General features: G+C 70.8%; 21 protein-coding genes. 9 read left to right on the top strand and 12 right to left on the bottom strand.

Annotation, left to right across the window (positions count from 1 at the left end):
• Positions 1–84 precede the first annotated feature (84 nt).
• Both NBG84_RS36605 and NBG84_RS36600 read left to right on the top strand, forming a co-directional pair.
• A complete protein-coding gene (locus NBG84_RS36605; protein WP_250924021.1) occupies positions 85–534 on the top strand; it encodes a MarR family winged helix-turn-helix transcriptional regulator in 450 nt (149 codons plus the stop codon).
• Positions 535–542: 8 nt separating this feature from the next.
• The gene (locus tag NBG84_RS36600; RefSeq protein WP_250924020.1) at positions 543–1946 is read left to right on the top strand and encodes an MFS transporter; all 1404 of its coding nucleotides are present in this window, start codon (positions 543–545) and stop codon (positions 1944–1946) included.
• A 196-nt stretch (positions 1947–2142) separates the two neighbouring features.
• Here the strand turns inward: NBG84_RS36600 and NBG84_RS36595 are convergent, their stop codons facing one another.
• The 8 genes from NBG84_RS36595 to NBG84_RS36560 form a co-directional block, all read right to left on the bottom strand.
• The gene (locus NBG84_RS36595; protein WP_250924019.1) at positions 2143–3246 is read right to left on the bottom strand and encodes a type III polyketide synthase; all 1104 of its coding nucleotides are present in this window, start codon (positions 3244–3246) and stop codon (positions 2143–2145) included.
• A gap of 904 nt (positions 3247–4150) precedes the next feature.
• On the bottom strand, positions 4151–4645 hold the full coding sequence (locus tag NBG84_RS36590; protein WP_250924018.1) for a nuclear transport factor 2 family protein: 495 nt from the start codon (positions 4643–4645) through the stop codon (positions 4151–4153).
• Positions 4642–5403 carry an SDR family NAD(P)-dependent oxidoreductase gene (locus NBG84_RS36585; RefSeq protein WP_250924017.1) on the bottom strand — a complete coding sequence of 254 codons (762 nt, stop codon included), beginning with the start codon at positions 5401–5403 and terminating at the stop codon, positions 4642–4644. Before NBG84_RS36585 ends, NBG84_RS36590 begins: the two co-directional genes overlap by 4 nt.
• Positions 5404–5504: 101 nt before the next feature.
• A complete protein-coding gene (locus tag NBG84_RS36580) occupies positions 5505–6476 on the bottom strand; it encodes a 3-keto-5-aminohexanoate cleavage protein (RefSeq protein WP_250924016.1) in 972 nt (323 codons plus the stop codon).
• 46 nt (positions 6477–6522) lie between these two features.
• The gene (locus NBG84_RS41270) at positions 6523–7263 is read right to left on the bottom strand and encodes a FadR/GntR family transcriptional regulator (protein ID WP_250924015.1); all 741 of its coding nucleotides are present in this window, start codon (positions 7261–7263) and stop codon (positions 6523–6525) included.
• Entirely contained in the window at positions 7260–8006 is a 747-nt protein-coding gene (locus NBG84_RS36570; RefSeq protein WP_250924014.1) for a DUF6081 family protein, read from the bottom strand. The genes NBG84_RS41270 and NBG84_RS36570 overlap by 4 nt, the downstream gene beginning before the upstream one ends.
• Positions 8007–8038: 32 nt before the next feature.
• Entirely contained in the window at positions 8039–9100 is a 1062-nt protein-coding gene (locus NBG84_RS36565; protein ID WP_250924013.1) for a hypothetical protein, read from the bottom strand.
• Between the two features lie 94 nt (positions 9101–9194).
• Positions 9195–10139, bottom strand: coding sequence for an LLM class flavin-dependent oxidoreductase (locus tag NBG84_RS36560; protein WP_250924012.1), 945 nt, complete (start codon positions 10137–10139; stop codon positions 9195–9197).
• A 253-nt stretch (positions 10140–10392) separates the two neighbouring features.
• Between NBG84_RS36560 and NBG84_RS36555 the strand changes: the two genes are divergently transcribed.
• The 7 genes from NBG84_RS36555 to phtC are packed head-to-tail and all read left to right on the top strand — an operon-like array spanning position 10393 to position 15829.
• Positions 10393–11844, top strand: coding sequence for a Rieske 2Fe-2S domain-containing protein (locus tag NBG84_RS36555; RefSeq protein ID WP_250924011.1), 1452 nt, complete (start codon positions 10393–10395; stop codon positions 11842–11844).
• Complete coding sequence (locus tag NBG84_RS36550; protein ID WP_250924010.1) at positions 11841–12443, top strand: 3-phenylpropionate/cinnamic acid dioxygenase subunit beta; 603 nt, start codon at positions 11841–11843, stop codon at positions 12441–12443. The genes NBG84_RS36555 and NBG84_RS36550 overlap by 4 nt, the downstream gene beginning before the upstream one ends.
• Positions 12440–12805 (top strand): hypothetical protein, encoded by a 366-nt coding sequence (locus NBG84_RS36545; protein WP_250924009.1) that lies wholly within the window; start codon positions 12440–12442, stop codon positions 12803–12805. Before NBG84_RS36550 ends, NBG84_RS36545 begins: the two co-directional genes overlap by 4 nt.
• Positions 12802–13608, top strand: coding sequence for a 3-(cis-5,6-dihydroxycyclohexa-1,3-dien-1-yl)propanoate dehydrogenase (gene hcaB, locus NBG84_RS36540; protein ID WP_250924008.1), 807 nt, complete (start codon positions 12802–12804; stop codon positions 13606–13608). The genes NBG84_RS36545 and hcaB overlap by 4 nt, the downstream gene beginning before the upstream one ends.
• Complete coding sequence (locus NBG84_RS36535; protein WP_250924007.1) at positions 13601–13798, top strand: ferredoxin; 198 nt, start codon at positions 13601–13603, stop codon at positions 13796–13798. Before hcaB ends, NBG84_RS36535 begins: the two co-directional genes overlap by 8 nt.
• Positions 13795–15054 carry an NAD(P)/FAD-dependent oxidoreductase gene (locus NBG84_RS36530; RefSeq protein WP_250924006.1) on the top strand — a complete coding sequence of 420 codons (1260 nt, stop codon included), beginning with the start codon at positions 13795–13797 and terminating at the stop codon, positions 15052–15054. Before NBG84_RS36535 ends, NBG84_RS36530 begins: the two co-directional genes overlap by 4 nt.
• Positions 15047–15829: a 3,4-dihydroxyphthalate decarboxylase gene (phtC, locus tag NBG84_RS36525; RefSeq protein WP_250924005.1), complete on the top strand. Its 783-nt coding sequence runs from the start codon at positions 15047–15049 to the stop codon at positions 15827–15829. Before NBG84_RS36530 ends, phtC begins: the two co-directional genes overlap by 8 nt.
• On the opposite strand, the gene NBG84_RS36520 is transcribed toward phtC, so the two are convergent.
• The 4 genes from NBG84_RS36520 to melC1 form a co-directional block, all read right to left on the bottom strand.
• Positions 15812–16615, bottom strand: coding sequence for an IclR family transcriptional regulator (locus NBG84_RS36520; RefSeq protein ID WP_250924004.1), 804 nt, complete (start codon positions 16613–16615; stop codon positions 15812–15814). The genes phtC and NBG84_RS36520 overlap by 18 nt on opposite strands.
• A 620-nt stretch (positions 16616–17235) precedes the next feature.
• On the bottom strand, positions 17236–18597 hold the full coding sequence (gene paaK / locus NBG84_RS36515) for a phenylacetate--CoA ligase PaaK (protein WP_250924040.1): 1362 nt from the start codon (positions 18595–18597) through the stop codon (positions 17236–17238).
• A gap of 1176 nt (positions 18598–19773) precedes the next feature.
• Complete coding sequence (locus NBG84_RS36510) at positions 19774–20598, bottom strand: tyrosinase family protein (RefSeq protein ID WP_250924003.1); 825 nt, start codon at positions 20596–20598, stop codon at positions 19774–19776.
• 16 nt (positions 20599–20614) lie between these two features.
• Entirely contained in the window at positions 20615–21052 is a 438-nt protein-coding gene (gene melC1 / locus NBG84_RS36505; RefSeq protein ID WP_250924002.1) for an apotyrosinase chaperone MelC1, read from the bottom strand.
• Positions 21053–21883 lie beyond the last annotated feature (831 nt).

The raw sequence follows: 21883 nt of genomic DNA, 5'->3' as shown, positions 1-21883 counted from the left end.
GCCCCGGCCCCGACCCGGCCCCCGCGGCGGGGATTCCTTCAGTCCAGACTGGACAGTTTGAACTGAAGGATTTAGCGTGGGAGCATGACAGAGACCACCGAGCATGTGTCCGCGTCCGCCCTTCGCGCCGCGCGGGATGTGCAGGTGCTGTTCAGCCGACTGCGCCGACGGCTGCGGGAGTTGTACGACACCCGCGAACTCACCCCCTCGCAGATCTCCGTGCTCACCAGGCTGGGCAAGGAGGGCCCGGCTTCGACCAGCGATCTAGCCGCCGCCGAGCGGGTACGTCCGCAGTCGATGGCGACCAATGTGGCCGCGCTGGACGAACGCGGCCTGGTGCAGCGCCGCCCCGACCCCGGCGACGGCCGCCGGCTGCTGATCTCCCTGACGGGCGCGGGCCGGGAGTTCTTCGACGACAAGCAGCGGGCGGGCGAGGAATGGCTCGCCCGCGCCCTCCAGGACCGCTGTACGGAAGAAGAGCGCCAGACCATCATCCAGGCGATGGCCCTGCTGGAAAGGCTCCCCCCGCCGTGAGAGCGAGAATGACCGGCTCCGCCCATGCTCCCCACCCCGCCCCCGCCGGTCCCGAGCAGAGCTTCGACCGCAGGCTGATCACCCCCCTGATCCTGGGTTCGGTACTGAACCCGATCAACTCCTCCATCATCGCCGTATCGCTGGTGCCGATCGGGGAGGCGTTCCACGCCCAGCCGTCGCAGACCGCGTGGCTGGTGTCCGCGCTCTATCTGGCCACGGCCGTGGGGCAACCGATCGTCGGACGGCTGATCGACATCCACGGCCCCCGGCGCCTCTTCCTCGCCGGGGCCGGCCTGGTCGGCATCGCCGGCGTCCTCGGCGTCCTCGCCCCCGATCTCGGGGCGCTGATCGTCGCGCGGGCCCTGCTCGGCCTCGGCACCTGCGCCGGCTACCCCGCCGCGATGTACCTGATCGGCAGTGAGGCCAGACGCACCGGAAGCGACAGCCCGGCCACCGTCCTGACCGCGCTGGCGATCGCCAACCAGACCATGGCGGTCATCGGCCCCACCCTCGGCGGTTTACTGATCGGCGTGGGCGGCTGGCGCGCCACCTTCGCCGTCAACATCCCGCTCTCGGTGGCCTGTCTGGTCCTCGGCGCGCTGCGCCTCCCCAGAGCCAAGGCGCGTCAGGAGGGCGGCCGCCCCACGAGTCGGCTGGACTTCATGGGCATGGCCCTGTTCGCCACGACCCTCGTCACCCTGCTGCTGTTCCTGATGAGCCCCAGCGTCGCTCGCTGGTACCTGCCCGCGCTCACCGCCGCCGCGGCGGCCGGTCTGACGGTCCGTGAGCTGCGGACGTCCGACCCGTTCATCGACCTTCGGGTGCTCGGCGGCAACCTCCCCCTGCTGACCACCTACTGCCGCAATCTGCTGGCCATGATCGTGGGCTACGGCTTTCTCTACGGCTACGCCCAGTGGCTGGGGGAAGGACGCGGGCTGTCGGCACCCACGGTCGGGCTCGTTCTGCTGCCGCTGTTCCTGGCCGCCCTCATCGCCTCCGCGGTCGGCGGGCGCCGCATCGGCGTACGGGCGAATCTCGTCGCGGGAGCAGTCGCCCAGATCGCCGCCTGCGTCCTGCTGCTGGTGGTCCACACCGACACCGCGATCTGGTTGCTCCTCGCCGTCGCGCTGGTGATGGGCCTACCCCAGGGCCTCAACGGCCTCGCCCTGCAACACGCGGTGTACCACCAGGCAGACCCGGAGCACATGGCATCGTCCGCGGGACTGCTGCGCACCTTCACCTACCTCGGCGCGATGATCTCGTCCGCCGCCACCGCGGCTTTCTACCGCCAGGGCGCCGACACCGGCGGCCTGCGCGACCTGACCGTCTTCATGCTCGTTGTCGCGGTCCTGTTTCTCGTGACGACCCTGCTCGACCGCACACTGAGCCGAGTCGGCGCGCCGAGGCCCTGACCGTGACACGGCCCGCCCCGGAACCATCCCTACCTCCCAGCGGTGCCGTCGGCGGGAAGACGGAAGGAGCGGTGAAGAGCCCGGGGCGCCCCGACTCCCCCGGACCACCCACAACGGATCGGTAGACCAGGGCCCCAGCCGACCCAGGGGACAGGGGCGGCTCTCGCCCACGCTCCAGTGCGGCAGGGGCCGGACATCACCCCTTGCTTCCGTCGTTCCATGACCCCGCGATGATCTCCGTGGTGAAGCCGGGCCCGAACGCGACAATGAGACCCGTGGACGCGTGCGCGGGGGATTCGTTCTCATGGTGGCGCCTGAGCACGTCGAACACCGAGACACTCGACGTGTTGCCCATCGAAGCCATGCTCTCGCGACTGTGCCGCAGGGTCCCAGGAGGAAGTGACAGGCCCTCCTCGACGCCGTCCATGATCAGCGGACCGCCCGTGTGCGAGACGCAGAACCCCAGGGAGCCGGGCTCACAGCCGAACTCGGCCAGGAAGGACACGATCTCGGGTATCACCTTCGGCACGGTGCTGCGTACCCGCGGATCGGTCCTGAAGTGCAGTCCCCGCTCGGATGTGTGACCCGCGATCACGGACTGCGAAGCGGGCAGGAGGTGTTGCCTGGTGCCCCATATATGGAATCCCGTGGCCTCGGGGGCGGCGCGGCGCAGGACCGCGGCCGCCGCGCCGTCACCGAAGATCCCGTTGGAGATGAAGTCGCTCAGGGTGTGCTCGCCCGGCTGGAACGAGAGGGAGCTCAGTTCGACCGCGACGACCAGGACGATCGCGTCCGGGTAGGCCTGAAGGTGGTGAAACGCCTCGGCCAGGGCGGAGACCCCCGCGGCACAGCCCAGTTGCTGGATCGGTGTGCGGCGCATCGTGGGTCGGCAGCCGATTTCCTGGGCGATGTACGCGTCCGGCCCGGGCAGTGCGTAGCCCGTGCAGGAGACGAAGACCAGGTAATCCACCTCCACCGCCGTAACACACGCGGTGCTGAGCGCCTGCCGCGCCGCTTCCGCACCCAGCCGAATGGCTTCCTCCGTGTAGCGGGTGTTGCGGACGCCGAAGGACCGGTCGGAGAGCACCTCCTTGAGTCCGTCCACCAGACGCCGGGTCTCCACTGTTGTGCTGCGCATCAGGTCCAGCCCGCGCTCGACATGGGGGACGTCGACGAACAGTTCGCCGAGCGCGGTGATGATCTCGTCCTGGGTCACACTGTGTTCGGGCGCGACGACGGCAGGGCGGGTGATGGCGGCAGTGGTGCGCGTCTCACGGCCCGGAAGGAGTCCCGTGGGCAAGGTGCCGTTCCTTTCATGGGTTCGGGGCTAGGGGTCACTAGCAGCCGGCGGCGAGCGCTCGTGTCCACCCGGCGGCACTGCCGGGCGCGAGACGCAAGACCTCTCGACGCCGCTCCCTCGCATGGGGCCTGCCCACAGGTGTGGATATGCGTCCCGGCGCGCGACTCCCGAACGCCTGAATGGTCATGGTCCTGTCAACGCAGGCAATAGGAAGCATGAAGTCCGATTAACGTCACGACAAGATCGACTTTCGGACGCGCCTCTGGTGGCCTCAGCCCGCCGGGCGATGGGCGGAACGCCTTCCGCGCGGTGCCGCCGTCGTCTCGGCCCGGCCGGACGGTCCCCCGCGGGCCCGACTGGCGGCCCAGTCAGTAGCGGGCGCGGATCGGGCGGTGGCGTTCGGTAGAGCGCCGGCGGGCTTCCTGCCGGATCACCGATGCGGAAGACCGCAGGCGGGCGTGAAGTGGGGCGTGCTGAACCTGCCGCTCCATCAGGTCCTCGGCGCTCCGCTGACACCGCGTCATTTTGGCCGTGGCCGCCGGGTGAAGCTTCCCGTGACACGGGCGGTCCCCTCCCCCGCGTTCCCCACCGATGACGTGTGGACCAGCGCGGCAGGTGACGGCTGGCTGAAGACCACGGGGGTGAAGGAGTCGTCAGACCCGGCGGGCGAGACAGGAATGGCTGATTCCGATGGGTCCTTGAACCACCGGACAGCCATCCGGACGGCGCGGGAGCACCGTCATGGGGTGCGCTCCATGCCCACGGCGTCCCGGGTGGCCCGCGCCTCGTCACCGCACGGCAGGCCCCGGCCCCTGGCGGACCCCCGTGCGGTGCACCCCGGCCATCGGGCGGGCGGACCCGACACCGCGCCGGTGTCCGCCCGCCCTCTGCGACTACGGCCCTCTCAGTGGCCCCCGGCGAGCCCCGTGGTGTCCCGTCCGGCGGTCCAGGCGGTCTCGATCTCACAGCGGCTGATGCGCCAGCCGTCCGGAGTGCGCCGGAAGGCCCAGAGATAGGTGCCCGCCTCGGTGAAGTGCTCGGACGGCCGACTGGCCTCCGGGACGTGGACGGCCTGGAACTTGGAGCGGCCCACGGCCGTCGCCCCGGTGACGGTGACCTCGATGTTGGCGCTCATATGGTGGGTCCGCTCGAACGGCGCCAGCGCCGCCCGACCCCATTCGGCCAGCCCCGCCGAGCCGTTGTGGGAGGCGAAGGGCATCCGGACCTCGGCGTCGGGGGTGAAGCACGCCTCCCAGTCCTCCCACCTCTTGTCGTCCACGCACCAGGCGTAGCTGGTCAGCAGCCGTGCGAGCGCGGCCTCGTCTGCCGCCCGGGATGCCCCAGCGTCCCTGCTCGCACCGCTGTCCGTACTCCCGTCCGTACTCCTGTCCGCGGTCATATCGCGAGGTACCCCCCGTCCACGGAGATCGCAGCCCCGGTCACGAAGGAGGCACTGTCCGACAGCAGCCAGGCCACGGACTCGCCGATCTCACCGGGCTGACCGAAGCGGCCGAGGACATGACGCTGCCTCAGGGTGTCGAAGTAGGCGGAGAAGGTGGGGTCACCCGAGAGCCGGGCGACCATCGTGGTCTCCACAATGCCGGGCAGCACCGCGTTGACCCTGATGCCGTGCCGTCCGTAGTCGGCGGCTGCGGCCCGAGTGAGACCGATGACGCCGTGCTTCGCCGCCACGTACTCGCTCGCGTTGGGGATGGCGACCTGGCCGAGTGCGGAGGCCGTGTTGACGATCGAGCCGCCGGTTCCCGCCTCCAGCATCGCGGCGATCTGGTGCTTCAGACAGTGGAAGACTCCGGTCAGATCGACCCGGATCGCGCGTTCCCACTGCTCGGAGGTCAGCTCGTGCAGCGGGGTGGCGCACTGCTCGACGCCCGCGTTGTTGAAGGCGCCGTCCAGTCTTCCGTACCGTTCGAGGGTCTTGGCGACCAGGGCCTCGGCCTCGGCCTCGACCCCGATGTCGGCTCTGATGAACTCCGCTTCTCCGCCGGAGCCGCGAATCTCCTCGGTGATCCGCGCGCCCTCTTCGCTGATGTCGGTGACGACGATCCTGGCGCCCCGGCGGGCGAGTAGCCGCGCGGTGTCCGCGCCGATGCCGCTCGCGGCGCCGGTGACGATGACGACGCGTTCCCTGATGTCCATGAGTCCTCGGTTTCTTGCTGTTTCGGGAGTGTCGGGATTACCGGCCGCGCCGGGAGGGGCGCGGCCGGGCAGATGGATCCGAAAGGTGGTGCAGAATCGATTCAGCTGCGGGTCGGCAGACCGATCTGCGCCCGGTACTCGTCGGCGGTGGCGGGGCTGCGGCCAAGCTCGGCGGCGATCGTGCGGGCCCGGGTGAACAACTCCAGATTGCTGGCGAGTAGTTCGTCGCCGTTGGGGTGCCGCCAGCAGCTGTCTTCCAGGCCCACCCGGATGTTGAGCCCGAGCATGGTGGCCAGGGTGGTGATGTACAGGCCGGCCCGACCCGCGTTGCACACGGTGATCGCGGCCCCGGGGTCGAGGCGGCGGATCTGGTCCACCATCAGGAAGAGATGCGCCGCCATGGACCGGGTGTCGTCGGCCCAGGCGCCGGAGACCAGGGTGCGCCCGACGTCCACCGGGAGGCCGTACAGAATGATCCAGTTGGTCTGCGCGCCCGGGGCGATGATCCCGGTGTCGAAGAGCCGGCGCTTGGCGAACTCCACCTCGCCGGAGCTGTGGACGACGATCTCGGGGCTCACCCCGCACTCCAGCAGCTTCCTGACCGCCGGAGTGACAAACGCCTCGGGGTGGCCCGCGGCGCAGGGCGCCACCTCGGCGAGTCCCGCGGTGGCGGGGCTGAGGCATTCGTCGAAGGTGGAGCCGTTGAGGACATTGAGGTTGGCGACGAAGTCGTTGCCGAAGCGGGCGCGCAGCGGTTCGAGGACGAGTCCGTACGCCTCGGTGGGCGGGAGGTCCTTGTCGAGCCGGCGGCCCTTGGAGTCGGTGACCCAGGTGAAGTCGATGTGGACTCCGCAGGCTCCGGCCTCGATGACCTGGGAGGCGGCGTCCACGTACTCTTCGGCGTCGACGGGATAGTCGGGCGATGCGGGTAGACCGGCCCGACCGGCGACGGCGACATTGATGGCGATCTTCTCTGGGATGTCCCAGCGGGGTTGGAGGGTGGCGTCGGCGACGAACGCGTACTCCTCCATCTCGGTGCGGGCGGCTTCCCAGAGCGAGGGCGGGGTGTTCACTGGCGGTTCCTTGCATGGTGTGGCGCGGACGTTGTCCGGGCCGGGGTCAGTGGGTGTAGATCGCGTCGACCGACCGCAGATGGGCGAGCAGTAGTGCGGTCAGGCGGTCCGCGTCGCGGTCGGCGAGCGCCGCCACCTGCTGCCGGTGCTCCTCGAAGAGTTGCGGCCAGTCGTGGCGGGCCGAGGCGGAGTTGAAGGCGGGGACCTGTCCGCCCATCCGCACCAGGGCCGTGAACAGCGCCTCCAGTACGGGGTTGCCGGTGGCCGTGGCGATGATCTCGTGGAAGGCCAGGCTGAGCCTGAGCAGTTCGGTGTCCGGGGCTCCGTCTCGGTGCGCGGTGAAGGAGGCCTCGACATTGCGCCGGAGCCGGTGGAGGTCACCGGGGCCGGCGCCGGTGAGGACGGCGGAGGCGAGTGCCGGCTCCAAGGCCCGTTTGGCGGCGAGGTAGTCGGTGACGGTCACCCCGCTGTGGCGCAGATGGTTCTCCAGGGCCTGGTGGACGGCGTCGGCGGCGGGTTCGGCGACGAAGGCGCCGCCGCCGGAGCCGACCTGTACCTCCACCAGTCCCTCGTGTTCGAGGTTCATGGTGGCCTGGCGGGCCACCGCTCGGCTGACGCCGAAGGTGGTCATCAACTCGGGTTCGGTGGGCAGCCGGTCCCCGGGGCGGTACTGGCCGCCGAGGATGGCCTCGCGGAGTTGTCCGGCCACGTCCTGGTAGAGACGGGACTGCCGGGCGGGACGGAAGCCTGGGGCGTCCGCGGGGGCGGCGGCGCGTGCCGGGGTCACGGGGCACCGCCTTCGTAGCCGACGGTCAGTCCGCTCCACCGCACGGAGAGGCCCTGGCCGCGCAGGGATGTGGTGCCGTCCGGGCCGACCGGGTGCAGGGTGAACACGCCGAGGCCGATCTTCACCGAGGCGGGCGGGGCGATGCCGTCGGCCCGATGGACCGACTTGCCGTCCACGAGCCAGTCGACCCGGCCGGCGGTGGTGTCGATCACCACCTGGCAGCGGCGGACCCGCCCGGCGCCCGGAAGCACCCCGGTGAAGGGGTCCTCCACCATGCGGGTGAAGGTTTCCCCGGCCGCGCCGGGGACGGGGAGCAGTTCGTGGATCGCCCAGACGTGGTCGTTGTTGGCGGCCACGTCGAAGACCGAGCCGCTCGCCATGTCGAGGACGTTGAAGGCGGCGACACCGTCCCGGTAGTCATGGGGGTCGCCGCCGGTGCAGGTGACGGCCATGTCCACGGTGAAGGTGACGGTGGAGCCTGGCGGGAGGGGGAAGTCCTCGGTGGACAGCAGCAGGTACTTGGGGTTGTCCATGATCTGGACGCTGTCGTGAGCGAGCCGGAAGGCGGGGATGTCCACGGTGAGGGTGCCGTCGCCCGCCGTGGTCACCGCGGCCGGGTCGCAGCAGCGCCAGGGCGGCCCGTCCGGCATCGGGTACTCCAGATAGGTCCATGCCTCCCTGTCGGGTCCGGGTCCCTGGAAGGCGTCGTACACACGGGCCGGGGAGCCCGTTCCTGCGCTCATGGGTGTCTCCTGCGGGTGTTGGGGCTGGGGTCCTACGAGGCCGGTCCGGCGGTGGCGGCGCCGTCGAAGAAGCCGAACTGGCCGGTCTCCATGACGGCCGCGACCCCGCGTCCTCCGGCGGTGAGGGCGAGCGGTGCACGGGTCTCCAGCAGGAATGCCTGGTAGCCCTCGGGTACTTCCTCCTCGGGGCCGTGGTGGATCACGCCCTTGGGGGTCCACAGGATGGTGCCGGGCTTGTCGACGGTGCCGTAGTGGCCGGGGCCGGCGACATAGAAGATCACCTCGTCGTAGTCGGCGTTGTGGTGGACCGGGGGCCGGTCACTGCGCCGGTTGCCGAGGTGGAAGAGAAGGGTGCGGGTGGTGGAGTCGTTGATGAGCCGCGGCGGCATCAGGCCGCCCTTCTCAACGCCGAGGCCGTGCACGTTCTCCAGGTTGAAGCGGCGGACGACGGGTGCTCCGGCCGTGGCGATGCAGGGGACGGGGTCGTAGTCGTAGAAGTAGGTGGTGGTGTCGCGGCCGTGGCGGACGACCACCCGGTGCTCCCCTTGCGGGCTCTGCCGGGGGTCGGGGACGGGGCTGTCGACGTGGAGGTCGACGTTGAGGACGCCGGGGGCGTTCTCGGGATCGACCCTCAGTTCGCTGGCGGTGACGATGACGATCTCGTGCAGGGGGGAGGTGATCGCGCCGTACCGGTAGGTGACCGCGCGCGGGAGGAGGACCATGTCGCCGGCGCGGAGGTCGAGTACGCCGAAGTCGGTCTCCAGCCGTCCCCCGCCCTCCAGTACGTAGTGGAGTTCGTCGGCGAGCACATTGCGGAAGGCGACGCCGCTGGGCCCGGTGCGGCGGGAGACCTCCACGCTCACACCGTCACCCTCCAGGAGCGGGACCGGGAGGGCGGCGCCCTCGGTGAAGGTGCCGTCGGGGAGGTTGTTCACATCGAGGCGGTGGGGGACGTAGGTGCCCTCGACGGCGGTGTAGGCCGGCGAGTACTGGGCGCGGACGATCGTGGCCATCGGTCCGCTGAAGCCGTTGCGGGTGTAGAGGTCGAGGTTCGGGGGGCCCTGGGGTGCGGGGCTCTGGTCCGGGCTGCTCATGGTCTGTCTCCTTGACGGGTGCCGGGGAGCGGGGCCGTGGGGATTGCCCTGTGGAGGTTTCGGGGTCGGGGTCTGCCCGCCGGGCGGGCTGGGATCAGGCCGGGGTTGCGGTACGGGGGCCGAGTTGGGGGATCACTTCGAGGGCGATGGTCTCGGTGTCGCGGGCGAGTCCGTCGCCGAACAGCAGCACATTGATCTGCCGCGCTCCAGCCTCGGCGAAGCGCCCTATGGTGTCGGTCCAACGGTCGGGGGTGCCGTAGAGGCAGGCGTCCCCGTACTGGTCGAGGCCGGCGCCGAGGAGTGCGCGGACGGCGGGTTCGAGCACGGCCTCGGCCTGGCCGGGCCTGGTGCCGATCGCCGCGAAGAGATGGACCGCCGGGGTGAGCGGCTGAGGGTCGCGGCCCGCCGCTTCCGCCTGGGCGAGGACCTGTTCCCAGCCGTCGCGGAAGCCGTCCGGGCCGGCGAAGACGGAGATCCAGCCGTCACCGAGGCGGCCGGCCCGGCGGTATGCGGCGGGCGAGTTGCCGCCGATCCACAGGGGTACGGGCGCGGCGGGCCGGGGGGCGATGCTGATGCCCTCGCAGCGGAAGCCGGGGCCGTGGTGGTCCACGGACTCCTCCTGCCAGAGCCGTCGGACCAGGCCGAGGTACTCGTCGGTGAGGGCGCCCCGGCTGGCGATGGGCACTCCGGCGATGGCGTATTCGGCGGGTTCGAGTCCGCCGAGCCCCACTCCCGCGACGAGCCGTCCGCCGGAGAGGTGATCGGCGGTGGCGAGAGCGTGCGCGGTGAGCACGGGGTTGCGGCGGGCGATGCAGAGCACCGAGGTTCCGATGCGGACCCGCTCGGTGCGGGCGGCGACCGCCCCGAGCAGGGTGTGGGCCTCCAACCAGGGGGTCCCGGCGATCGTGCGGTCGGTCACCCAGACCGAGTCGAAGCCGCCGCGGTCGGCGGTCTCAACAGCGGGCCAGAGCTGGCCGGGCGGTACCGAGGGCGGGAGCACCAGCCCCAGCCCCGGGGCCCCGGCGATGGTCACTGCCATGGACGCCTCCTTGCGTCTCCAGCGTGTGCGACACCCGTCACACCCCTGCATCACAATCGACGAACCATTGAATCGTCAAGCCTTAGAAGAACTCTTTTCTTCTGAAGCCCGGAACAGATCATCACCTCTCCCCGCTGCGGGCCCCGGCCTTGACTCCAAGCCCGCCTCAGGTTTCTACTGAACAGAATACTTCTCTATTTTGCAGAGATTGAGCCTGATGGCCTCTCCATGAGGCCGGAACGGATGACAGCCGATGACAGACCAGACGGCGGTGCTGCGGGACGTGCGGCGGGGCATGATCCCCGCGCACATCTACAACGACAGCGAAACCTTCGCCCTGGAGAAGGAGCGGCTCTTCGGCCGCGCCTGGCTCTTCGTGGCCCATGAGTCGGAGATCCCCGCACCGGGTGACTACGTGGTTCGACGGGTGCTGGAGGACTCCTTCATCGTCACCCGCGACGAGAGCGGCGAGATCCGGGCCCACTTCAACATGTGCCTGCACCGGGGCATGCAGGTGTGCCGGGCCGAAATGGGCAACGCCTCGCACTTCCGCTGCCCCTACCACGGCTGGTCGTACCGCAACGACGGCCGGATCGTCGGACTGCCGTTCCACCAGGACGCCTACGGCGGCGAAGCCGGCTTCCGGCGCAAGGGGCAGCGGCTGCTGCCCGCGCCGAACCTCGCCACCTACAACGGCATGATCTTCATCAGCCTCGACCCGGACGCACCACCGCTGGAGGACTTCCTCGGTGACTTCCGCTTCTATCTCGACTACTACACCCGGCAGAGCCCCAGCGGCATCGAACTGCGCGGCCCCCAGCGCTGGCGGATCAAGGCCAACTGGAAGATCGGCGCCGAGAACTTCGCCGGCGACATGTACCACACCCCCCAGACCCACACCTCGGTCGTCGAGATCGGGCTCTTCCGCGAGCCCAAGGCCGAGAAACGCAAGGACGGCGCCACCTACTGGGCGGGCAACGGCGGCGGCACGACGTACAAGCTCCCGCCCGGTGACCTCGACGAACGGCTCCGGTACGTCGGCTACCCGCAGGAGATGATCGACCGGATGAAGGCGGCCTGGTCGCCGCAGCAGTCACAGGTCATCGGCCGCGACGGCTTCATGATCTCCGCCGCCTCCCTCTTCCCCAACCTCAGCCTGGTGCACAACTGGCCGCGGGTCGCCGACTCCGAGGCCGTGCTGCCCTTCATCTCGATCCGGCAGTGGCAGCCGATCAGCGAGAACGAGACCGAGGTCCTCTCCTGGTTCGCGGTCGACGCGGAGGCGCCCGAGGAGTTCAAGGCGCTGTCCTACAAGGCGTATCTGATGTGCTTCGGCTCCACCGGCATGTTCGAGCAGGACGATGTGGAGAACTGGGTCTCCCTGACGAACACCGCCGCCGGGTCCATGGCCCGGCGGCTGCTCCTCAACAGCCGGATGGGACTGCTGGAGGACGGCGTACAGGTGTCCCCGACCCTGACTCCGGACGAGTTCGCCGGCCCGGGCACCGCCCGTACCGGCTACAGCGAGTACAACCAGCGCGAACTGCTCAACCGCTGGGCGGACCATCTGGAACGGCCGCAGCCGCGCGCCGCCACGGTCGAGGTCGGCACCGGCCACGGCCCGGACAGCTGCGACGCCGAACCCGCGGGCACGGACACCGCCCCCCGCCGCAGCGAAGGAGACCCGAAGGAGACCCGGTCATGAGTACCGACACCACACCCCCGCCCATCGGCGGGTTGTCCGCCCGTTCACCGCTCGGCGCCGGTGCCTCCCGGCTCCAGCGCACCGGACGGACCCTGCCCTTCGGCGACCGGCGGCACCAGGAAGCCCACCAGTGGCTGACCGACGAGACCTATCTGCTGGACGCCCAGAGGTACGAGGAGTGGCTCACGCTCCTCACCGAGGACATCCACTACCTGATGCCCGTCCGGGTGACCACCGCCCTGGGCTCCGGCTACGACACCTCCCCCGGCATGGCCCACTTCGACGAGGACAAGTACTCCCTCTCCCGCCGGGTGGCCCGCTTCCTCACCGAGCACGCCTGGACCGAGGACCCGCCGTCCCGGATGCGGCACCACATCGGCAACGTCCGCACCTTCGCCACCGCCGACCCGGACCATCTGATCGCCGAGTCCTCGGTGCTGCTCTTTCGCAGCCGAGGCGATGTCAACGAACCGGCCCTGGTGTCGGCGGGCCGCGAGGACCTGCTGCGGCGCGGCCCGGACGGCTGGCTGCTGGCCCGGCGCACGATCATGGCGGACGAGGCGGTCCTGCGGATGCAGAACCTGGCGGTCTTCCTGTGAGCGCGGCACTGAGCTGGGAGGGAGAGGAAGAGGACGCGCGGACGGCCCAGGCAGCCGCCGCCGAGCGTGCGGAGCTACTGGCGCTGGCCGAGGGCGAACCGCTCGTGGTGGCCAATGAGTTCGCCGAGGTACGGGTCGTCAGGGTCCGTACCCGCAACGGGGCCAGGCTGCTGGTCGAGTCGCCGCGTTCGGGCCAGTGGGTGGCGCTGTGCCCACTGGAACTGGAGGCGCTGACCCGGCAGAACACGGCCACGTTCTCGGCGATGATCGGCACCCCGTACGGGCCGCTGGTGCAGGAGGCGGCCACGGCCAAGGGGCCCGATGAGCCGAAGTCCCCCGGCGTACGGGGCGGGTCCCGGTGAGCGGCTGGCTGGAGGGCCGCCGGGCGCTGGTCGTGGGCGGTGGCTCCGGGATCGGCCGGGCCGTCGTGGACGCCTTCCGTACCGAGGGCGCCAGGGTCGCCGTGCTGGAACTCGACCCGGGCAAAAGCGCGCGCCTCACCGCCGAGGCACCCGACGTGCCCGTCACGGTGGGCGACGCGACCACCCCCGGGGCCAATCGCGCGGCCGTCGACGCCGCCGTGGAGGCGTTCGGCGGGCTGGACATCCTGGTCAACTGCGTCGGGGTCTTCGACTTCTACCGGGGCGTGGGCGAACTGGACGCCGAGACCGCCGACGCCGCCTTCGACGACATGTTCCGGATCAACGTCAAGTCCCATCTGCTGTCGGTACAGGCCGCCCTCCCCCATCTGCGGGCCTCGCGCGGCTGTGTGCTGCTGACCGAGTCGACCTCGGCCTACTACCCCGGTCGCGGCGGGGTGCTCTATGTGTCGTCCAAGTTCGCGGTACGGGGACTGGTCACCGCCCTCGCCCATGAACTCGCCCCCGCGGTAAGGGTCAACGGCGTGGCCCCCGGCGGCACCCTCGGCACCGATCTGCGCGGACTGCCCGGGCTCGGGCTCGGCGACCGCCGACTCGACGACACCCCGGGCCGCGCCGGGGATCTGGCCGCGAGGACCCCGCTGGGCGTCGCCCTGACCGGCGGTGACCACGCCTGGTCGTACGTCTTCCTCGCCTCCGAACGCGCCAGGGGCATCACCGGCGGTTCGGTCCACCCCGACGGCGGGATGGCCGTCGCCGCACCAAGGAGAGAACGTGATGCCTGAACTGACGGCCGACCTCGGCGCCTGCCAGGGGTACGCCAACTGCGTGGTGGCGGCGCCCGACACCTACGACATCGATGACGACGGGCTGGTCGTACTGGTGCGCACCGAGATCCCCGAGGAAGACCGGGCCCGGGTCGAGGAGGCCGCCCGCAGCTGCCCCGTGTCCGCGCTGAAAGTGGACGGGAAGTGAGCGCCCACGCGGTCGGCCGCGGCCCGGGGGCCGATGGGCGGGCGGTGATCGTGGGCGCGTCAGTCGCGGGGGTCCGTACCGCGCAGGCCCTGCGCCGCGAAGGATGGACCGGCCCCGTGACGCTCGTCGGTGACGAACCCCACCCGCCCTATGACAAGCCGCCGCTCTCCAAGCAACTGCTGACCGGCGCCTGGGAGCCGGGGCGTGCCGTGCTGCTCGACGGGCCGGCGGCGCGGGAGGCCGGGATCACGCTGCGGCTCGGTTCGCCCGCCGTGCGGCTGGACCCGGCAGGGCGGCGGGTGAGCCTGGCCGACGGTCAGACCCTCTCGTACGACGTGCTGGTACTGGCCACGGGCGCGGCGGCCCGCCCGTCGCCGTGGCGGCCCGGGTCCGGGCTGCACGTCCTGCGCGGACTGGACGACCTGCTCGCGCTCCGCCGCGATCTGGAACTACCCGGTCCGGTGGTCGTGGTGGGCGGTGGGTTCATCGGGGCGGAGGTGGCGTCGGCGGTGCGTGCCCGTGGCCGGGAGGTGACGCTCGTCGATCCGCTGCCGGTGCCGATGGCCCGGCTGATGGGCGAGGAGGTCGGCGCCCACTTCAACGGGCTGCACCGCCGCCACGGGGCCGTCACCGCCTTCGGCACGGGTGTCGAGTCGATCACCGGAAGGGCCGGAGCGCTCACCGTACGACTCTCGGACGGGGGTGCTCTGCCTGCCGCCACGGTCGTCGTCGGCATCGGTTCGGTGGCGAACGACGCCTGGCTGCGGGACTCCGGAATCCCACTGGAGGACGGGGTGCTCTGCGACGAGTACGGCCGGGTACCCGGCCACCTCGGGGTGTACGCGGTCGGGGACCTGGCACGCCGCCGGCTGCCGGGGCCGGGCGGTCCGCAGCGGTCGGAGCACTGGACCAGCGCGGTGGAGCAGGCCGCGTGTGTGGCCCGGACCATCACCCGGCCCTCCGCTCCGAGTGCCGAGGCATCCGTTCCGTATGTGTGGAGCGACCAGTACGACTGGAAGGCGCAGATCGTGGGCGCACCCGGCGGGGCGCGGCTCCATCGGCTGATCGGTGACCCGGACGGCTCCCCGGCCCGGTTCGCCGCGCTCTACAGCGGTGACGGAGCACGGCTGACCGGCGCGGTGCTGGTCAACTGGCCGAGAGCGATGCTGATGGCACGGCGTCTGATCGCCGAGGAGGGCGCCCTCGCCCACGCCGAGCGGGAGCTGACCGCCACCGGGCAGGTGTCCCGTGCCTGAGCGCGCCCGTTCCCGCCCGCACCGGATACGCGCGCGAAAGAGCGCCGACGGGATGCGGGAGCGCATCGCCGTGGCCTGCCGGGTGCTCGCGGCTCGCGGCCTCGCTGACGGAATCCTCGGCCACATCAGCGTCAGAACCGCGCGGGACGAGGTCCTGGTGCGCTGCCGCGGACCCCGGGAGCGAGGACTCGCCCACACAGAGGCAGCCGACATCCGGGCCGTCCGTCTCGACGGCACTCCGGTACGGGGACTGGGCCCCTGGGCGGTGCCGAACGAACTGCCGCTCCACCTGGAGGTGTTGCGAGCCCGCCCCGGGGTCAGCGCGGTCGTCCACGCCCATCCGCCGGCCGTCATCGCGGCCGACCTCGCCGGGCTGGCGATCGAGCCGATCGTCGGCGCCTACGACATCCCCGGCGCGCGGCTGGCGGCCGAAGGGGTGCCCGTGTATCCGCGCGGGGTCCTCATCCGCACCCCGGAACTGGCCCGCGAGATGACCCGGGCGCTCGGCGAACGACCTGCCGTGGTGCTGCGCGGCCACGGGCTGACCACCACCGGAGCCACACCGGAGCAGGCGGTACTGCGCGCGATCTCCGTGGACTCGATCGCCCGCGTCTCCCTGGCGATCGCCGCCGCGGGCGGCACCCCGGTCGCTCTGCCCGCCGAGGAACTGGCGCACCTCCCCGACCTCGGCAGCACCTTCAACGAGCAGGTGGCCTGGCGGCATGAACGGGCCAGGCTCACCGCCCCCGGTAGCCGGTCAGTGCAGCAGTTCTGACGCCTCCGTGACCAGCTGCGCCAGCAGCTCCCCCATCCGGCGCTCCCCGGCCCGGTCCATCCGCCCCACCGGCACCGCCACATTGAAGGCGATCTGCACGGGCAGCCGCCGGGCCGGGAACGCCACCGCCACCGAGGCCACACCCTCTTCGCTCTCCTCGTCACCGACGGCATAGCCGCGCAGCCTGATCCCCTCGATCGCGTGCTCCAACTCCGAGCGGGTGCGCAGCGAATTGGGCGTCAGTCCCTCCAGCCGTTCGTGTGGGTAGAGCCGCCGCAGTTCCTCGTCGGGAAGCTGCGCGAGCATGGCCTTGCCGGTGGAGGTGCAGTGCGCCGGCATCGACTGCCCCAGACGGGAGGCGACCCGAACCGCCCGGGGACTCTCGATCGCGTCGACGAATCGCACCGTGGTGCCCTCCAGCATCCCCATGTGAACCGTTTCCGCCAGTGCCTCGTTGGCGCGGAGGAGGAAGGGCCGCATGGTGTCCCGTACGTCGAACCGCTGGAGGATGGAGAAGGCGACGGCGGTGAGCGCCGTGCCCGGCAGATAGGCCTTGGAGCGGGCGTCCTGCCGGATGAAGCCCCGGTAGAGCAGCATCGCCAGCAGCCGGTGTGCCGTGGAGGACGCGACCCCGAGATACTCCGCGACCTCGGTGAGCCGCAGATCATCGCGCTCGCCGAGGAGCAGCAGGATCTTCAGCGCGTTGTCGACCGACTCGATCGGATACTGGGGCGCGGGCCCGACGGACCCGGCTCCATCGACAGGGCCAGCCATGCTTTTCTTCATGGCAGAAGTCTACTCTTTCCTATCCCGCCCCGCCCAGGTGAGCGCCCCACCCCGCAGGAGTCGATGCGCCCGCGGGACTGTAGGGGGACAGGCCAACGCCCGCTCGCCCAGCCCTCGGGCGAGGCCGCGGGCCATCAGGCCGAAGCCCGGTAGGGCGGCCACCGACATGGCCGGTGCGACGCGGGTCGGCCGGGCGGAGGGCATGGGCGGCCATCCCGCTCGACACCTGCCCGTCCTCACCCGTGCAGCGCGACTCTCACCAGCTCCCGGTCGCCCGAGCCGATGAGTGGCGGGGTGCGCGGCACCGTGCACGGGCCGCCGGTGGTCCGGGTGACCAGGATCTGTCCCGGCTTGGCGCTCCCGAGTGCGGGAACGGGGCTTTCGGCGGTGGTGGTCTCGTCAGGGCGGACGCACTGGGGGGCGAACGCGTCGGAGACCAGCGCCGGGAACCGCTCACTGTGCTCACGTCAGGAGTAGTGGTGGCCATGGGCTGCCTCCCGCGCGATCAGACCGTGGTGCGCGCTCGCACCGCCGATCGCCGATCGAGAAGGCCGATGCTCCATAGCCCCGGCGGCCGGGCACGGACAGTGCCGTACGCGCCTGGCCGCCGGGGGCGGCTGTCATGGCTGGCGCAGGTCTTTGACCCGGCGGAGCTTCCCGAGTGAGCGCTCCAGGGTCTCGGGGTCGACGATCCCCACCTCGACCGTGATGCCCACTCCGTCCTTGACGCTCTGCACGATGGACCGGGCGGCTGTCTCGCGCTGCCCGGGACCGGCCTGGGGCCGTGCCTCGACGCGGACGGTCATATGGTCCATCCGGCCCCGGCGGGTCAGCTCGATCTGGAAGTGCGGCGCTACGCCGGGGGTGCGCAGCACGATCTCCTCGATCTGGCTGGGGAAGACGTTCACCCCGCGCAGGATGATCATGTCGTCGCAGCGGCCGGTGATCTTCTGTATCCGGCGGAAGGCGGGCCGGGCGGTGCCGGGCAGGAGCCGGGTCAGGTCGCGGGTGCGGTAGCGGATGATCGGCAGCGCCTCCTTGGTGAGCGAGGTGAAGACGAGTTCGCCCTCCTCGCCGTCGGGCAGCACGGTGTCCGCGAGCGGGTCGACCACCTCGGGGTAGAAGTGGTCCTCCCACACGTGGAGGCCGTCCTTGGTCTCCACGCATTCCTGGGCGACGCCGGGGCCGATCACCTCGGAGAGGCCGTAGATGTCGACGGCGTGGATGCCCGCGCGCTCCTCGATCTCCCGGCGCATCTCCTCGGTCCACGGCTCGGCGCCGAAGATACCGACCTTCAGAGAACTGGTACGGGGGTCGATGCCCTGCTTCTCGAACTCGTCGAGCAGGGTGAGCATGTAGGACGGGGTGATCATGATGATCTCGGGCTGGAAGTCCTGGATGATCTGCACCTGGCGTGCGGTCATCCCGCCGGAGGCCGGGATCACGGTGCAGCCGGCCCTTTCGGCGCCGTAGTGCGCGCCAAGTCCGCCGGTGAACAGGCCGTAGCCGTAGGAGATGTGCACCTTGTGGCCGGGGCGTCCGCCGGCCGCCCGGATGGAGCGGGCTATCACATCCGCCCACATGGAGAGGTCGTCGTCCGTGTAGCCCACGACGGTGGGGCGGCCGGTGGTACCGCTGGAGGCGTGGATACGCCGTACATCCGCCATGGGCACCGCGAACATGCCGAACGGGTAGGTGTCCCGCAGATCGGCCTTGGTGGTGAAGGGGAACCGGGACAGATCCGTGAGCGACCGGCAGTCGTCCGGCCGGACCCCGGCGGCGTCGAACTTGCGGCGGTACAGCTCCACGTTCTCGTAGGCGTGGTGGAGGGTGGCCCGCAGCCGGTCGAGTTGGAGTTCCCGGAGCCGGTCGCGGGTCAACCGCTCGCCGTCGTCCAGCAGGCCGGCAGGAATCGCCTCTCCCAGGTGACCGCCCGGGCGGGAGTCCACCGCCGAGTCCCCGGCCGGGTCCGCCGTGCCCATGTGTTCGCTGCTCATCGCGGCTCCTTCGTCGTCGTGCGCGGTGCCCTGGTCACCGTCGTACCTCTCGCTCTGTTGGCATGGGTCTCTCTCGGCGCGGCGCGGCCCCGTCCGGGGCACGGGTGATGTCGGTGCCCGGAAGGGGCGGCTGCGTCCGGTGGACGGCCGACACGCCGGATGCCCCTGTCGTGGCTGCGGTTGGGGCGAACCAGGTGCGTTCCGCCGCGGGTGCCGACGAGTGCCGCCTTCCCGGGCCTGGACCGCGAAGTCGTTGCCGACGGGAAACGACGGTCACGGCCTCGGCGGCCGGGCCCGGTACCCCGACACGATCGGGCCCGGTACGGCGTAGAGGAACGGACAGCCGTCACGGGCGGCCTCGCGCCCGTTCGCTTTCACCGGCGTCACGGTCTTCCGCCGGCCGGTACTCGCCGCGGCGTGCCGGCGGTCGGGTGCGGGGAACCCGGGAATCCCGGCCCTCGGCGGGGGTCGCCTCCGCAAGCGTCGAATCAGTGGTCTGCGTCGCTGTCCTCACCACCCTGTATCCCGACCGAACATTCGGTTAGCGTGCGGCGCACGCCCAGTAATCCAGCCGCCCCGCTGCCTGTCAAGAGGTGGACCGCATGCCCATGAATCCCCCCTGACCGATCCGGACTTCTTCGCACATCACCGCCCCGCTGGAGCAAGCGGTCGCCGCCACCGCGAGCCGCGAGCGCGGGAGACCCGCCCCGAGTCGCCGAGCAGGTCCGCATCCGGGGAGGGCGCGGCCGAAGAACAGACGAAGCCTCCTTCGGTAACCAACTCCGAACTCACCGCGTGCTGCCGGGTCACCCAGGCCACCCCGAGCATTCCAACGCCGCCCGGCGGGCACCTCGGGGAGAACCTGAACCGGCCAGATCCACGCCGATCTCGCCGCCGTCCGACCGGTCCCCGGGCGCCGGTCCCAAGAGGGTGAAGACCACCCTGCCGATGGACGAGACCGCCGAGGAGATCGCCGCAGCGGATCGTTCAAGCGGCGCCTTCGGACCAGGAAGTGGTCTCTCTCGGCGGCGCGGCGCTCGCCCCTGGGGCCCGGCGGTGGCGACGAGGGCGGACGCGTCATCGCCGCGGGGATCCCGGCCGAGCTGGCTCACGGGCGCGGATCCACCGGGCGCCGTTGCTGGCGTCCGCCCTCGGAGGCCGTCAGGCGTAGGTGTAGAAGAGAGTGTGGTCCAGCATGCTCTGCGGGGTCGTGTTGGTCCAGGGTGGCATGGTCTCGTTCAGGTCGATCACATCGACCGTGCCTCCGGCTGGGAGGTACTCGGCGCTGGTCGGGTGGAGCGCGTGCCAATCAGCCCAGAGCTTGTCGACGAACGCGTGGTGCAGCCAGAACACCGGGTCGTTCGGGGAGACGCTCGACTCCATCTGGCCCCAGACCCAGGTGTGCACCCGGTTGTGCATGCTCATGTATCCCGCCGAGCCTTCGAGCGTGGAGCGGAAGCCCGCCGAACCGTCGCGGAAGGGCGCGGAGTCGTAGGTGGGCATGGCGAGGGCGGCGTCGACCTCGGCCCGGGTCGGGAGCGTGGGGACGCGGTAGGCGAGATTGCGGGCGAGGAACGGGCGGCTGTCGACCTGGATGTTGATCGGCCATTTCCCGGCGGAGTACGCGAAGGGGCCGTCCATGACCTGGTCGTCCAGGGGGCGTCCAGTGCCGCCGAGGAGATCCGGTGCCCAGACCGAGGCGGCGACGGTGTTGTCAAAGGTCCAGTCCCAGTAGGGGATCGACACCGACGGGTCGACGTTCTGGAGCTCGTTCTCGAAGTCGATGAGGAACTTGCGGTGCCAGGGCAGGAACGACGGGCCGAAGTGGCCCACGTAGACGCCGGTGTTCATGTCCAGCGCGAAGCGGAGGCGGTGGGCGGCGACGAACTCGTCGTACACACCGATGCGCTTGACCTCCAATACGGCGTCGACGAATGCCTTCTTCTCGGCGGACGTGAGGTTCGCCTGGTTCTTGCGTACGGTCATGGCGGCTGCTCCCGGCTCAGACGTTGGGATCGAAGGGGACGACGGAGGCGCCCTTGAGTGAGGTGACCGCGGTACGCGCGGCGTCGAGCGGGGTCGCGAACCTCTCGTAGTGGTTGATCGCGCTGCTCCAGCCGCTCTTCCCGTGCCGCATCACCTGGAGTTCCCGACCGTCGATCAGGACGCGGTAGACATCACCGTGCCCTCGGTGGGCCCTGTGTTCGCCGTGTCCGAAGGCGTGGCCCCCGGCTCCGCCCATGGGTTCCCCCTGGATGCGCCGACCCTGGAAGACCTCGTCGAAGGACTCGTCCTTGCCTCGGCCGCCGGGTGCGGCGCCCTCGTGCTTGCCCTTGGCCGGCGCGCTGTCCGCCCAGGCGGTGGCCACACCGGTGAGTGCGACGGCCGCGGCGGCGCCGGTGACGGCGCCCACGGCCTGACGACGGGTGAGTTGGGACATGACTGACAACCCCCAGAGCTGTGAATGACGGCGGCCCAGGATTCAGCGGGACCGCCTTGGCCATACCAACACGGAGGGTGATCACCGGTGTAGGGGTACTCATTCGGTTGGCTGACATACGGACACATCCGGGCGGGACGCGCACGGACCGTCGTCATCGATCTTGCTCCGAGCGAGCACCCCGCTCCCCCGTAGAGAGGAGATTCCCCCGCGGACGTGATCCCCACGTGAAGATCCTTCAGGACTCCGCACCCCTCGACGTATTACATGTAGGGCACAAACATGACCGAAAACCGAAGCAACCGCTTTCCTGATCCACCCGAATTGCCGATCCCCGGTTCCGGCGACCCCGGCGAAGCAGCCGGGGCGACCACAGGGGCTCCTCGGACCCCGCGGAGAGCCGTACTGGCGGACCGGGAGGGTCCGGATCGTCCAGGCGGTCCCGGGGCCATGGCGGGATGGATCAACCGACCTGAGGGGCACGCGCGTTGAGGCCGCCGCGCGGTGGTCGATGCGGTGGGACCGTTGTGCTGTGGTTGATGTGGTGGGGCTGTTGTGGCGGGGCGGGCGCCGGGCGTGAGTCACTGCCGAACGCGCCAGCCGCACCCGCTCCGGCACCCCGGCGAAAGCCCGGTCGGGGTGGTGGACTCATAGGCCCGTCGCCGCCGGGTTCCGCACTACCCACGAACAGTTCGACAACGCGCCCTGGTCGGCGGACGGTGGGCGACCCCGGTCGGACCATGAGGCCGTTCACCACCGGAAGGAAGGCGCTCCCCTGGGTTGTTGTGTCCGAGCATCGCGGATGGGGGCGTTGTGTCCGGGGCATCACAC

The sequence above is a fragment of the Streptomyces albipurpureus genome (genome assembly GCF_023701525.1).
Taxonomy (GTDB): domain Bacteria; phylum Actinomycetota; class Actinomycetes; order Streptomycetales; family Streptomycetaceae; genus Streptomyces; species Streptomyces albipurpureus.
This window is presented reverse-complemented; position numbering and strand designations above follow the sequence as displayed.

Coding starts and splice junctions, on each gene's coding strand:
- NBG84_RS36605 (WP_250924021.1), top strand. CDS start 85: ATGACAGAGACCACCGAGCATGTGTCCGCGTCCGCCCTTCGCGCCGCG.
- NBG84_RS36600 (WP_250924020.1), top strand. CDS start 543: ATGACCGGCTCCGCCCATGCTCCCCACCCCGCCCCCGCCGGTCCCGAG.
- NBG84_RS36590 (WP_250924018.1), bottom strand. CDS start 4,645: ATGACCGCGGACAGGAGTACGGACGGGAGTACGGACAGCGGTGCGAGC.
- NBG84_RS36585 (WP_250924017.1), bottom strand. CDS start 5,403: ATGGACATCAGGGAACGCGTCGTCATCGTCACCGGCGCCGCGAGCGGC.
- NBG84_RS36570 (WP_250924014.1), bottom strand. CDS start 8,006: ATGAGCGCAGGAACGGGCTCCCCGGCCCGTGTGTACGACGCCTTCCAG.
- NBG84_RS36565 (WP_250924013.1), bottom strand. CDS start 9,100: ATGAGCAGCCCGGACCAGAGCCCCGCACCCCAGGGCCCCCCGAACCTC.
- NBG84_RS36560 (WP_250924012.1), bottom strand. CDS start 10,139: ATGGCAGTGACCATCGCCGGGGCCCCGGGGCTGGGGCTGGTGCTCCCG.
- NBG84_RS36555 (WP_250924011.1), top strand. CDS start 10,393: ATGACAGACCAGACGGCGGTGCTGCGGGACGTGCGGCGGGGCATGATC.
- NBG84_RS36550 (WP_250924010.1), top strand. CDS start 11,841: ATGAGTACCGACACCACACCCCCGCCCATCGGCGGGTTGTCCGCCCGT.
- NBG84_RS36535 (WP_250924007.1), top strand. CDS start 13,601: ATGCCTGAACTGACGGCCGACCTCGGCGCCTGCCAGGGGTACGCCAAC.
- NBG84_RS36520 (WP_250924004.1), bottom strand. CDS start 16,615: ATGAAGAAAAGCATGGCTGGCCCTGTCGATGGAGCCGGGTCCGTCGGG.
- paaK (WP_250924040.1), bottom strand. CDS start 18,597: ATGGGCACGGCGGACCCGGCCGGGGACTCGGCGGTGGACTCCCGCCCG.
- NBG84_RS36510 (WP_250924003.1), bottom strand. CDS start 20,598: ATGACCGTACGCAAGAACCAGGCGAACCTCACGTCCGCCGAGAAGAAG.
- melC1 (WP_250924002.1), bottom strand. CDS start 21,052: ATGTCCCAACTCACCCGTCGTCAGGCCGTGGGCGCCGTCACCGGCGCC.